This is a genomic window from Bacteroides intestinalis, assembly GCF_003464595.1.
GTDB classification, from domain to species: domain Bacteria; phylum Bacteroidota; class Bacteroidia; order Bacteroidales; family Bacteroidaceae; genus Bacteroides; species Bacteroides intestinalis_A.
In genome coordinates, this window is the sequence record NZ_QRZF01000004.1 from 22,395 (window position 1) to 37,385 (window position 14,991).

At 37.1% G+C, this 14,991-nt stretch carries 8 protein-coding genes; all 8 read right to left on the bottom strand.

Annotated elements, in window-relative coordinates:
• Positions 1-54: 54 nt before the first annotated feature.
• A complete protein-coding gene (locus tag DWW10_RS06920; RefSeq protein WP_022392685.1) occupies positions 55-2,142 on the bottom strand; it encodes a DUF5054 domain-containing protein in 2,088 nt (695 codons plus the stop codon).
• Positions 2,143-2,171: 29 nt separating this feature from the next.
• Positions 2,172-4,571, bottom strand: a complete 2,400-nt coding sequence (locus DWW10_RS06925) for a glycoside hydrolase family 2 protein (RefSeq protein ID WP_022392684.1) — start codon at positions 4,569-4,571, stop codon at positions 2,172-2,174.
• Between the two features lie 22 nt (positions 4,572-4,593).
• Complete coding sequence (locus DWW10_RS06930) at positions 4,594-6,093, bottom strand: glycosyl hydrolase family protein (protein ID WP_118421268.1); 1,500 nt, start codon at positions 6,091-6,093, stop codon at positions 4,594-4,596.
• Between the two features lie 55 nt (positions 6,094-6,148).
• Positions 6,149-7,648 carry a RagB/SusD family nutrient uptake outer membrane protein gene (locus DWW10_RS06935; RefSeq protein WP_182021365.1) on the bottom strand — a complete coding sequence of 500 codons (1,500 nt, stop codon included), beginning with the start codon at positions 7,646-7,648 and terminating at the stop codon, positions 6,149-6,151.
• 63 nt (positions 7,649-7,711) lie between these two features.
• Positions 7,712-10,837, bottom strand: a complete 3,126-nt coding sequence (locus DWW10_RS06940) for a SusC/RagA family TonB-linked outer membrane protein (RefSeq protein ID WP_118421267.1) — start codon at positions 10,835-10,837, stop codon at positions 7,712-7,714.
• A gap of 21 nt (positions 10,838-10,858) precedes the next feature.
• A complete protein-coding gene (locus tag DWW10_RS06945) occupies positions 10,859-12,010 on the bottom strand; it encodes an MFS transporter (protein ID WP_022392680.1) in 1,152 nt (383 codons plus the stop codon).
• 40 nt (positions 12,011-12,050) lie between these two features.
• Positions 12,051-13,157 (bottom strand): ROK family protein, encoded by a 1,107-nt coding sequence (locus DWW10_RS06950; protein ID WP_022392679.1) that lies wholly within the window; start codon positions 13,155-13,157, stop codon positions 12,051-12,053.
• 33 nt (positions 13,158-13,190) lie between these two features.
• Positions 13,191-14,921, bottom strand: coding sequence for a class I mannose-6-phosphate isomerase (locus DWW10_RS06955; protein WP_022392678.1), 1,731 nt, complete (start codon positions 14,919-14,921; stop codon positions 13,191-13,193).
• Between the last annotated feature and the right edge of the window lie 70 nt (positions 14,922-14,991).

Consider the following 14,991-nt stretch of genomic DNA (forward strand, 5'->3'; position numbering starts at 1 on the left):
CATTTAATGAAATCGCACGAGCGATTTATATTTTACCTATTGAGAACTTGCCATTTACAATTTTACAACAAAGCGATATTGCATATCTTCATCAAACCACATTGTAAAATTCGTGCCCCACACATTATTATGAAGACAAAACTGCACACCGTCTCCAGCATTAGGCAACTTATTATTAAAATCCAATAAAGAACTATTTCCAAACATAGCCAAAGGTGCATCCAAGGAACCGACTGACATTGTTGCACCATCAATCGTTTTCAATTGTACACCATTAATACAAGCATGCATTTTTCTGTTTCCACGACTTTCTACATCTCGGAAATTAACGATGCCTCCCATTTTATCTATAGTCCAATCTCCTTTTCTCACAACCGGAGCAAATGAGAACCAAGAAGCTTCAGGCAATCTATACGCCTGTTTACCAAACCATTTCAATGTAGCCTGTATTTCCTTTGTGTCATTCGGGAAAGTTAATTCAACATAAATTTCTGCCGGACTCCCTCCCACTATTTGCCCTTTATCATCGAGAACACTCATTTTCAATAATACAGATGTTCCTAATTTATCTTCTTTATAATGAGCTGAAACCAGAGTAGGATTCCATATTTTCGACACCAAATTCAACTTTTCTAATCCGGGTTTGCCAAAATCCTCTAACGCCCACTGTACTTTTTTAATAAGATATTGATTCAAGAACCTTTCATAATCCGTATTTGAGAATGTTTGATAAGAATACAGGAATAACGGATGCTCCCCATTAGCCCAATTTTGACCGCTTTTCTTATCTCTCAAATAAATAATTGAACCATTGGAAGGACTTATCTTAATTTCATAATATTTCGTTTTAACTATCTTACTAAAATCCTTCAACTCTGAATAGCCGGAGACAGAAGACAAAGAAGGTTTCAATGATCTCAAAATACTCCAAGCATCCTTTTTCTCTTTTAAAGGTAGATTATCAATAGCACGGTTAATATATCTTCTCTTTTCATTCCATGATTGCTCCATTTGTTTAAAATTAGACTTTAAACGTGCAGCTTTAAAATCAGCAGGAAGATATATATCCCAATCTTTCAGATAGACCTTTACATCTCTTCCCCAAGTATGTTCAGCCACCATCAACAAAGGCAATCCAAAAGAGAGATCCTGTTCGTCACCAAATGCAAATTTCCCTTCATTTATCCATTTCAGTCTCAAACGGGAAAGAGCACGAAAATCAGACACTAATGCTGGATCACTACCCACACCGTGAATCCAAGTGTCACCCAGTTCTTTCGTTATGACAGGAAGAGTACTTTCTATTTTCAACGTTTCATACGCAACATCATTCAATGTAGATGTTACAACCTCAGCATTCGGATATTTTTCGTGTAACTCCTTATAAATAGATTTAATTTGTGCAAGAGAATGAGGTCCATGATTATCATTTGTAAAACGAATATCTACCATAACATCTGTTCCCGGCAGAACAATCTGGTTACCATATCCCTGTTGGTACATCACAATGACACTTGTTCCGTCAGGAGCTTGCCATCTGAATAAAGGAGGCACATCGGGAGCAGTACTAGCAGAATTTACCCCAATATGCAAAAATTTAATTCCATTTCTTGCTAAAATAGGAACAATAGAACGTGTATGCCCAGGGACGTCAGTCATTTTTGCAGAAATCGTATTCTTGCCAAAGCGTTTATCCAGTTGTTTGGATATCTGAATACCAAGTTCATACAATGAAGGATCGGCCAGTTCTGTATGTGTAGAAAAAGGCAAAGCATGCCAAGTTATATCTCCATTTTTTATAGCCTTTTCCATTCTCTTTACCATAACAGTATCCGATTGTTTCAAAAACTCATATATCAACCATGAACCGGTAGTCCATAAATAACGCTCACTTGCTCCACCTTGTCGAAGTGATTCTGTTAAAGACAAAGTTCTGGGAATAAAATCATCCATATAGGTTTTAATCACAGAATCCCCAAAATTCGTAAAACCAACATCAAGATGCGTTTTAAATATCAAATGTATTTTTTTTATGGAGCCTGGATTAACAGAATCACTTTTCAATATTGGCTTTGCAGATATTTCAGCCCCCAATAAGATGCCAATCATCAAAAAGAATAAATATCTAACTCTTACTTTCATAATTTATCATTTCATTTAAATCAACTTATTTACTTCACATTAATCTTTACTGTCTTAACACCATGGTATGAACTCTTTGCCCGCAAAGTTATAATACCGGATGAATTTTGCTTAGACCTAATCCAGACAGCACCACATCCACCATTCTCAGACAAATCAAAGGGATTATCACCTACTATCTCCCCAGGTCCATCAATACAAAACTCCACCAATCCATCGCCATACGGTCTAAGTGAACCATATTTATCAGTAATTCCAAATACCACTCTGGTTGCATCAATACCATCACCAGCTATTTCATCATCATCTGCTTGCAACAAGAAATCATTCCATTTGACATCTGAAGAATAACGCTTTTCTATTACTTTCATTCCTTTAATATAGCCTTCTAAACGCAACTCTCCGGGCTTAACATCTCCATCAAACTCAAGGTCAACAAAAAAGGGAGGATACTTGACATTAGGCAGTTTTGAATTATCCGGATTCAGAGTTGCATAAAGCCCGCCATCAATATATAATCTTAATTGTTCACAATTAGAGAAAATGACAGCTTCCTTACCTGGTCCATTCGGTGACTTTTCAGAAAAGCTCCAATAGAAGTTAGGTTCCAAAGTAACTCTCTCTTTCGGGTTACATTGCGCCAGATAGAAAGAAGCACCCAGTTTAGGAATACGGAACACATCAGCAATACCAGGTGTTTTAACTGTTTTGAATGCATTAATCAAACTTCCATAATCAAAAGCACACCACGCTACAACGCCACTATTACGCTTTGTAGCTGCTGACTTACTGTGCGCCTCAGCATGCCTAAGCGCTTGCGATTCCAATGTTTCCAAATCCACCTGCCGACTATAATAGCAATTAAAATCTTTAAGTGCTGCATAATTGAATTGCCCTACTGCTTCAGCCAACATATACGGATAACCTGGTGTAGGCTCATGAATACCCACACTGCCATCAGGATCTGCATGATAATCATCATAAGCAAACACATCTTGACTCCAGTCTTTTTCCCATGTCTTTCGTGTACCAGAGGTCATTGAACCGGAAGTAGGACGAGTATCATCTAATTTACTGGCAAGAGCACGTGTCTCTTTATACAATTCAATATCACTTTTAGATTCGTTGACGCGTGTTCCCCAAATAATGATTGATGGATGGTTTCTATCTCTGATAATCATTTCTTCCACATCGCGTACAAGCAATTTTTTCCATTCTTTATCTCCGATATATCCCCAGCCTGGAATTTCATCCCAAACCAATAATCCGAGTTCATCACAAGCATCTAAAAATGCTTCTGTTTGCGGATAGTGAGAACAGCGAACTATGTTACAATTATAATCATTTTTCAGTATCTCCGCATCTCTACGCATAACTCTATCAGGCATGGCATATCCCACATAAGGATATAGCTCATGTCTATTCAAACCAAACAGTTGAAGTCTTTTTCCATTTAGATAAAACCCATCCAATTTGAATTCAGCAGAGCGAAATCCAATTCTTGTTTTGCTACTATGTACCGCTTTTCCATTGTCATGCAAAGTAACAAATACATCATACAATTTAGGATTATCAATATCCCACAATATTATATTACTGAGATTAGAGAGAGTTACAGATGTTTCTACATTCCCCTTCTTTACATTGATATCTTTTGTTCCTTCTGAAATAACACGCCCCTTATCTTCCAATCTTACTTTCAATGTTAACCGACTCCTTACAGACTTCACTGCATCAAGCATACACAATACATTCATTTTTCGCGAGGACTTTAGAACTTCTTCTGTTTTACAGAAAACATTCTTAATATAAGTTTGAGGAACTATTTTCAGATATACCGAACGATGAATGCCTCCCGGTTCCAAATAATCGATACGTTTGGGCCCCATTGATGCACCTTGAGGCGGAACATTGCTCCATCTTGAATCAACCGCAACTGTCAAAATATTCTCCTCCTTCACCAAAGAAGTAATATCATACTCAAAGGGAAGATATCCGCCTAAATGGGTTTTCAACTTATGACCATTAATACAAGGAGTCGCCCCAACCATAACTCCATCAAAATGAAGAATCACTCGTGAACCATTTTCAATTTGTGGTAATGAAAAATGCTTGCGATATCCATATACTTTCTGCCAAGAGTCCACATTCCAGTTTTGCCAAGACAATTCGCTAACACAATGCGGTATAGTAATTTTCTCAAAATTAGAATCATCAAAATTAGAGTCGAAATACTCTGTTTGAAATTCACCGCCAAACAGCCAATCTTGATTCAATGAAATTGTACACGACTTCTTTGTAGAAATATTATCAGCATAACTATTTATCGAAAACAAATACAAAGAGATAACGAACAAGCCATATATACAGTTACGTAATTGATGTAATAGCCCTTTGTCTATATATGGTTTTCTAAAGTTTATTCTCATATAATTATTAGTAATTAAAAGATTACTTCATTGATATTTTTACAATTAGTGCAGAAGTTGCATTAACTTCAAATGTCATATTACCGACACTATGCGAATCCCATTTTCCATTCCAATCTTCAGAATTGCTAATTGCAACACCCCCCAAAGTGACTTTCCTTGATGCCGGATTATTTTCAGGCGAAGTCAACGTTAAAGTTTCAATTTTCTGTACTGTTGCACCCAGATTAATTGTAACCTTTGCTTTTTCAGCATTACTCCCATACTCTTTATTAATCATTGTGACATAAATATCTTTACCATTTCTTACTGCATAAGCTGTTACATTCAAAGCCTCATTTTTATCCACAGCTATCGGCTGAATCCGTCCGTTTCCACTTAGATTGAAAGCTGCAATGCCATATCCTACTGGGTTTACCAATAAATCTCCCGTCACATCATTCATTGTAATAGGTGCATTCAACACCCATTGTTTATTATGGAAGTTTACACCTACACATTTATGTTCAGACCACCAATGCATATAATCCAATGCAAATAGTGCTGTCGCAAAACAATTACTTCCACCATCACATCCGCTACTAAAGCTATTAGACTCTGCCAGACGATAAGAGAAACCTTCATCAAGAATCGGTTTCAACGTCGCATTATACAAAGTAGGATATTCATTATCAACCCACGATGAAGAAAGCATTTTATTTATCATTTGTTTGGAAGTAAGTCCCAATGCTACCACATCCTGACCAACATAATTATGCTGCGACAATTTTGAAATAAGCCCGGTACTCTTCAAATCCTTTGCAAAATTTACAGTCCAGGACGAACCATTGTAGTCAGTATCCTTTGCACCTGTAACCGGATAGTTAGAACCGGTATTCGGGCCCGTGAATTTAGCTCCAGGTATTACTTCTGTTATTGCTTCTGCAAATTTTTTCCATTTATCACGATAAGTAGGATAATCTGTGATTTCCGGATCCTCTTTATGATAGGAATTCCAATCAGGCTCATTTCCCACAGAAAAACAATCAATGTATTCTTTGTATTTTCCCCAGATATATTTCGCAAGTTCTACATTATGTGCCATATCCCCATTCAGCAGACGAAAAGAATAGACTATTTTCACACCACTCTTTTTTGCAAAGGAAAACAGCTCATCAATATCTTTATAAGTGGGCTCTGTCTGATTTATATCTACCGAGCCACCTCCTACTCTTAAATGCTTCAATCCTAAATTTTTAAAAATTTGTAAAGTTTGTACATTGTCTCCACTAAAGAAATAACCGTTATAATGTGCATTATTTATTCTAACACTACCTGTTTCAACACTTAATCCACTGAAATCCTCAGGAATCAAATCACCTGTTAAAGCAGTATTGATATTTATCTCCATTTCAGAAGTAGAGTCGTCATTATTATTGCCCTCACCTCCTTGATTGTTATCCGAATTACTACATGCAAACATGGGTAGCATGCAAAATAAGATAATGGACAGCAATTTCTTAAAAGAATTTATTTTCATCATTTTATCTATTAAGGGTTTATATTTTATTGATATTTATTTTGCCTATGCGCTATCTTTAATATCCAGGATTTTGGACAATCAATGGATTAATTTGTATTTCCGACATAGGAATAGGCATCAATTCGCTTTTTCCTACAACAAAATTTTCAGCGCCTCCATCTCCGTGTTCTTCAAATACTTCTTTGATATTCTTCGTACCTAAAATATTACCATTCCATCTTAATAAGTCAAAATAACGATTCATTTCGCACGCTAACTCTATCACTCTTTGATGTTCAATTTCAACTAACAAATCATTTTCTGATATATTCGTTGGTAAATCTGATAGTTCAGCACGATTACGAACCATATTTACATAAGGTATGGCTTCATCCAGTCTATTCAATCTACATAAGCATTCTGCCTGTAGCAACAAAATATCAGAATAGCGCAATAATCGTTGATTTTTGCCGGAATTATTTTTAATTTTATCATTAAGCACTTCCCATTCAGCATATTTGCCAAATCCTAAAGCTTTTGAATTTTTACCAAACCAGCTTTCATAAGATTTACCATAATATTTCATCTTCGTATTAGGGAATATGATTGTGGTATATAACCTAGGATCATATTCACCATCAACGGTTAACTCTTTTTTCATTTCACTAAAGAGCCAATCTGTAGGCCAATACATATACCAGCCTCCCACTTTTGACATAGCTTCTCGTTTATTATCGCTTGTGGACAAATCTTTTCCATCTACTTTAGCATTCGAGAACGGAATCTCCAATAATATTTCCTTATTAAAGTCTTTCGATTCCAAGAATACCTCTTGAAATGTAGGCATCAGACTATAAGTCTTAGATTGTACAATTTGTTCAAGCGCATCTGATGCTTTTTGCCATTGCTTTTGAAACATTCTCACCTTAGCCAGATAACCTAAAGCAGCCCCACGCGTAGCACGTCCTAAATCACTGGCCGGATAAATAGCAGGCAAAGCTAAAGATGCATCTTCAAAATCTTTTGCTATCTGTTCCAAAACTAACTCGGGATTAGCCTGAGGCTGGTTATATTCATCCTTTGATTCAATAATATCAATTATAAGTGGAATATTTTTAAATTCCATATACAACGTAAAATAGAAATATCCACGCAAGAATTTCGCTTCTCCAATATAGCGTTCTTTCAGAGTTTCGTCCATATTAATTCTCGGCACATAGTGAATTACCTGATTGGCATAATAAATACCCTTGAAATTCTGATTCCATGCTGTAGAACAAGTAGTGTTCGCATCTGAAAGCAAGAAAGTATCAAATTGCGAATAATTTGCATTGGAAGCTGTACCTTGTACATCATCACCACGCCATGCCATCGGAATAAATCTATGAAAGTATTGATCTCTAAAAGAGGAATACACAGCCGTCAGATTTGCTTTCGCATCTTCCGCCGTCTGCCAAAAACTATCTTTTGTAAGGGCATTAGGGTTATCCTGATCTAACAGGGATAAACTACAACTGCTCATAGAAAATAATGCAGAAACCAGTAGCACTGCCATTTTTATATTATTCTTTTTCATATCTGTAAATTTCATATAGTCTATACTAAATTATATTGTTTCTCCGATTAAACCGTTTCCTCATTAAAAGCGGAGAGTAAAACCACAAGTTACATTTTTCGCAAGCGGATAGATACTCTGATCAAGGCCTGCATTCAACAATCCACTAGATGTATAGCTCGGATCGTAGCCATCATACCCTGTTATAGTAAAAAGATTATTAGCACTTAGATATACTCTCAATGAATTCAGTCCTATCTTTTTAATCAACCCAGTCGGGAAAGTATATCCCACCTGGAGTGTTTTCACTCTCAAATAAGAAGCATCACTCAAAAAACGGGTTGAAGGATCGGTATTATGGTTCGGATCGGTCAAAATCAATCGAGGAATATTAGTATTTGTATTTTCCGGAGTCCAAGCATTAAGTAAATCTTTACTCAAATTGAAGTCGGTTGTACTGTTGTGTAAACGGTGCGTGTTAGCATCGAACATCTTATTACCATAAGTTCCTTGCAAAAATATAGTGAAATCAAAATCTTTATAACTGCCCGAGAAGTTAAGGCCATAAGAAAAATCAGGGAAAGGACTTCCGCTAAAAATTGCATCGGAACCATTTATAACTCCATCTTTATTAGCATCTAAATACTTAATATCACCAGGTGTAGCATTAGGCTGAATTAGTTTACCTTCTTCATCTTTATAATTATCAATTTCCTCTTGCGATTGGAAAATTCCCAATGAATGTTTCAAAAAGAACGAACCAATAGGATAATCTTCACGAGCGCCTGTAATAGATTGATTGGAACTATTAAGTTTATCACCATATAAAGTTTCTCCGGTCGTACCCATCTTCAATACTTTATTGCTGACTGTTGACAAGTTAGCCGATATATTGTATTGGAAATCGTGTGAAGATGAAGAATGGTAAGAAGCATTAAATTCAAAACCTTTATTACGCATCTTGCCCGTGTTAGTTATAGGAGAGCCACCGCCAATTGAAGGAGCAATAGGAACACCCATCAATAACTTATCTGTCTTATTATAAAAATAATTGGCTGTCAATGATATACAATCAAGAAGATTAGCATCAAAACCTATGTTAGTACTCTTTGTTCTTTCCCATTGTATGTTGGTATCTGTATAGCCATTAATTGAAGCACCTCTAATAAAATCAGAACCATTTCCAAACAGATATCCTAAGTTAGTGGCATATCCGCCGGTAGCGATATATGCATAGTTACCTCCGGGTTGATTTCCCAAAACGCCATAACTTGCACGGATTTTCAAATCATTTACAACGGAACGAATAGATTCAAAGAAAGATTCCGAACTAACTCTCCAAGCTACTGAAAATGAAGGGAAAGTACCCCATCTATTATTCTTCGCAAAACGAGAAGAACCGTCCCGACGCACATTAGCAGTCAGATAGTACTTACTCTTATAGTTATATAAGAATCTTGCAAGTACAGAAATCATATCCCACTCTCCGGCACCGCCGGTAGCATTAATACCATATTTTGTAGAAGCATCAATTACTTTAATCCAATTATTAGGAAATCCTTCGGCCGAACCGCCTAGATTTCTTGACTTATCTCTTTCGAATGTATAACCCAAAAGAGCGTCAAATGAATGACCTGCAACCACTTTCTTATACATCAAAGTATTTTCTACAATCAAATGAGCGGTTTCAGAACGAGTTTCACTCAATGTAGCACGTTCTTTTTGCACATTGGTCGACATATAATATGAAGGAGTATAACTATAGCTATGTCCCCACCAATTCTTATAGCCAACATTGATTTTATAATTGAAATCTTTGAGGAAATTCACTTGCGCATAAACATCAAAATTTAGATTAGCATTGATATTATGATTATCCACCAATTTAGCCATGCCATATACATTGGTTCCTTGATTGGCTATTTCTGACGGTACACCACCGAAACCGCACTCGTTCTCTGAATCATACAAAGGAATGATAGGTTGTGCCACCAATAGCCCTTGTATTAACCAATCGGGAACTGAATTTTTCTTGAATTTAGTGAAGCCGATATTCTCACCAAAAGTAAACGCTCCCTTCTTCTGCTGTCCCGCATAACTTAAAACGAACTTTTGATATTTTGAAGTTACAGCAATACCTTGTTGGTCAATAAATGAGCCAGACAATCGATAAGTTGAGTTGTCATTACCACCTGAAATACTTAAATAAGTATTGATAAGAGGAGCAGCAGCATAAAATTCATCTTGAAAATCAGTACCCTTACCCAATGAAGCTGGGTCGGACAAACAATCATAAATCGGCTTACCAGCAGCTTGTCGAGCAGCATTATTAAGAATGGCATATTCTTCAGCATTTGCAATATCCATTTTCTTTCCTGGCATCTGCATAGTAAGCGAAGTATTGAATTCTACATTGACTTTTCCGGCTTTTCCCTTTTTGGTTGTTACGATAATTACTCCATTGGCGGCTCTTGAACCATAAATTGCTGCTGAGGCGGCATCTTTCAAAACCTGCAATGATTCAATATCACCAGAGTTAACATCATTCAAATTTCCCGGAGCTCCATCAATTATAACCAACGGTTCGCTATCAGAAAATGAACTGATACCACGGATTCTAATATTAACACCAGCACCCGGAGCACCTGATGAAGTCGTAACACTGACACCCGGAGTTGTTCCCTCCAACGCATTGGCAACATTCGGTAAAACTGAGCCAGCCTTCACTTGATTTACATCTACAACTGAAATAGAACTGCTCAAATCACTTTTCTTTTGTTGGCCATATCCAACAACAATAACTTCTTCTAAGTTCTGAGAGTCTTCCTCCAATGTCACCATCATCTGATTTTTAGCCTTAATTACTTGTGGCTTATAACCAATATACGAAAACAACAATGATGAAGAAGCTGATACATTAATCGTAAAATTTCCATCAATATCCGTCACTGTTCCCGCAACCGTTTCATTAGCATTTTTTACCTGCACTGTAACACCAATCAATGGTTCACCCTTCAAATCGACTACCCTTCCCTTACAAACCGTATTTCTATCTTGCTGGAGAGAATAAACGGCATCTTCCGAAACAACAGCCTTAGCATTAACAAACGGAACAGCCATAAGACCTGTTGTTAAAGCAAAAAACAAAGACAAAACTCTATCTACGAAAAAATGGTTTCGCATAGAAAGATTAAACTTAAAATTTTTCATTATGTATTAGTTTTAAAAATATTATTTAATAGTGAATGCACAATATGTAAGGTACGCGACACAAAGAAACACAATAAAAACTCCTGCCGTTATTCCAATGTTAGCGATAGAGAAGCCAATAGCTGGTGTCACAATTCCTCCTCCTGCAATTGCAGTTATCAGCAAACCTGAAATTTGATTTGCCTTATCCGGCCTTTTTTTCAAGGCTACAGAATAAATTATCGGGAATACAGAGGAAGCAAAAAAGCCGACAGCTCCAATAAGAACCAAGTCCATCACATCCGAAACTATAAATATCAACAAAAGCAAAGACACACCACACGCTACAATATTAACCTTAAAATATTTTATTTCATCAACCTTCGCCAACATGAAGGCTCCCAACAAAGCACCTATCGTTCTACACAAGAAATACACTTGAGGAGCAAATTTGACTTGTGCTTCCGTCCAGCCAAATCGGATAGTCATAAGCTTAGAACTTATATAATTAGTAGCCACATCTACACCTACAATAAAGAAAATACCCAAGAACAGTAGTAGAATCATCTTATTACTTAATAGCGAAAAAGTATCCTTCACTGAAATACGATCTTCTATTCTATCTTCCCTTGGTATTGGTGTAAACATCAGCCATACGGCAGACAATAAAGTAATAGCACCCAATATCGGAAAGCAATAATACCACTTATCCTCACTAAAGCGTGACACTGTAAACAATACTATTTCAGGACCAAGAAGAGATGAAATGGCTTTTACAACTTGTCCTGCCGTGAGGCTGCTAGTCAACATGTTGCCACTTCTTATAACATTGTTCAATAACGGATTCAACGAGACTTGCAATATAGCATTACCGATTCCAAGTAAAGCATAGGCAGTAACACTAGTCATACTGTTATAAGAGAAAAGCGGCAAAAACATACCAACTATGGTTATCGCCATACTTAAAAGGACTGTGTTTTTCCGTCCCCATTGATTCATTTTATTTCCTATTGGAATTCCAAGAAATAGAAACCAAATAAAAACCATTGACGGAACAAATCCTGTCAATGCCGGAGACCAGCCAAACATACGTTGCACGTAATCCGATGATATTCCAACTATATCACAAAAGCCCATTACGAAGAACCCTAAAAGCACCGGTAATGACAATAATAATGATTTTTGATTTTTCATATGTTGAATATAATATAGTATAATCTAAACATGATTTAATTCAAAAACAGGAAGCCCCGTCCAGCTTATGAAGGGCAAATGCATAAGCCCCCAGAGAAATGGCTTGACTAGCTCCAATATGAGATAAGATAATCCCCGTTTTCTTCTTAGAAAAATAAGTGACTTCCCTCTTACTATCAGGAACTATGACCGTTTCATACTCTCTTTTCAAAAACGACTCAAGATCAGCCTTTTCGTCCAGATAATATGTTTCCATTTGTACCATTGGAAAAGACAAGCCCGAGAACGAATGTAATCGCTTTTTAAATGTAGCCATCAAAGATGGCATTATATACTTCGCTGCTCCAGAAAGACCTCCACCAATAACAACCACACCATCTATCAAAAACAAAGCGTAAGTAAGAGCATTTGCAACCGCAATTCCAAGAGAAGCAAAACTTTCAGCAGCAGCTTCGCTATCACCTTCTATTTTGCGTTCGGCAATGTCAAATATAGCCTTAGGAGTCAAGTCCCGATTATCCTTAGATAGTTCTTTATAAACCCTTTGCACGGCACGTATGCTTACACTTTCTTCAATAATCATATCATCGAAGAAACAATTGCGAAATCCGAACAAATCACCACCACAACTATTATCACCTACAAGGAGTTCTTTATTTATAACAATACCACACCCAAAACCAGTGCCCAAAGTTATTCCAATAAGATTTTTATAGTGCTTAACATTACCTGCTTGTTCTAACATTCCATTAATTTCAGGTAATGCTCCGGCTAACGCTTCACCATAGGCAAAAAGATTTCCATCATTATTTATGAAAGTAGGAATTCCCAATTTCTCTTCTAAATAGGGTCCCAAAGCAACACCACCATTGAATGCAGGAAAATTATGCAAATTTCCTAAAACTCCATTTTCATAATCCGCTGGTCCAGGGAAAGCAAAACTTATAGCTACAGGCTCCTCTGTCAGCATCTCTTTCACTTTACTAAAACCCGCAAGCAATACAGACAAACATTTTTCCAAGTCATCCGGTATCGCTAACAAGCATACGGGTTCCACAACAGGTACACAACCTTTTATTGCCGAAAAAACGAAGTTTGTTCCCCCAGCATCCAAGGTCATCACTACTCTTTCATCATGTTTATACATATAATATCAGATTTAAATTAGACTATCCTCTTTTCAAAATCTCACATAAGCCTTAATTGTTCCGCACTCCAATCCTAAAGACTTGCCATAAGGAGCAATTGTATATTCGCCCACACTTGCCGGAATTATAAACGTTTCAGCATAATGCACTATAAAAGGCTTGAAAGCATTTGTTGGGCTTTCGATTATAGCTTCTTCACCTTCCACCAAATTCAAGACATTCACACTGCCACCTGTATGATGTGTAACTGACTTAGAGAACCAATGACGGCGCGTCTCAATAAATTCATTCGGATGCAGTCCCGTGCGTTCCTCTCTCCAACCATCACCATCCCCCACTTGAATAAAATGATTCGCCAGATGTTCATTCACATATTCCGTATTACGTTGCCAATCTATCACACATTTTCCTCTTTCCACATTAATTGGGCGCGGTTGTCCATCCAACCCCAAGCGTTGCCAATCCCAAAGTTTAAAAGTAAACAAATTAGGAGTGGAACTAATTTCCAATACAAGTGCTTCTGAACCGGAGCAATGTATTGTACCTCCGGGAATCAAATAATGATCATGTTTCTGAGCCGGTAACTTATTCACATACTTCTCTGCATCGAAAAACTGCTTTCCTTTTTGTGCTTCACGCAAATCATGAATCATTTCGCGCTTATTGATACCAGTTTTCAAGCCAAGATAAACAGATGCCCCTTCTTTAGCATCCAACAAATAATAGCTTTCATCTTGAGTATAATACATACCGAAATTCTCGCGGATAAACTGCGTGGTAGGATGCACTTGCAAGCTCAGGTTTCCACCGCCTACTGTATCCAAAAAGTCAAAACGAATAGGAAAATCCTTACCGAAGCGAGCTTCCACCGGTTCTCCCAGCAATTCTTTGGATTTCAAAAGTACCAAATCTACAGAAGGTAATTCAAAACGAATACCATTAACCTCCAAATACAGGCTATTTTCTTCGGGCACACAGTCGAAGCACCAGCCATAATTTTCTTTCTCAGGATTTAAGCCACACACCTCCTTCATCCATTGCCCCCCCCAAGGAGCCGGATCAAAGAAAGGAACTACACGGAAAGGAGTTTTAACCGTTTCTTCTATTCCATTAAAAAACGTCTCTTTATCAATCAACTTCGGTTTATCAGCAATATGAGTATCCAACCAAAAATCCACCTGATAAAACAAACCTTCTTTATACTTATCAAGAATCCTCCAATCATTGAAGTATCCTCTTTTATATTGCAATGATACAGCATCCGCACGATTGTCCACACCTAAAGCTTTAACTTTGTGTGCACGAAAGCGTTGTTGTATTTCCCAACGAGCCATATCCACATAAACCAATGTAGCATCAGCAGAAGCTAACATAGCAGCACCTGCTCCCGCAACAATCACTTTTCCTGCTGCGGCTGCCATTTGCTTACGGGCTGCCTCCAACTTCTCTACATCGAAATAGTCACTCAAAGTTAGGTTCGTAACATAGCCAAAAAGGATGTCATCCGTCATAAAGCGTTCCGTCATTACCTTAATCTCTTCTTCCGACTTCATTAAGTCACGCGTATTAATTAATAAGGTAGGGGACAACAACTCTAATTCATTCATTACCTCTTCCTCATTCACTCCTGCATAGAACTCAACAAGTAAAACCACCTTGACCTCTAAACACTCCGCTAACAAGACATGAATATCATCCCATCCTTGAAGAATTGTTCCCGAAATTTTGGTAGAAGGAAATCTGTCGTAATTAACTTTTCTCATAATTATAGATACTTTTCTGTTTTAATATGTATGAACATATAATAGTTTGTGCAAATATACACGTTTATAT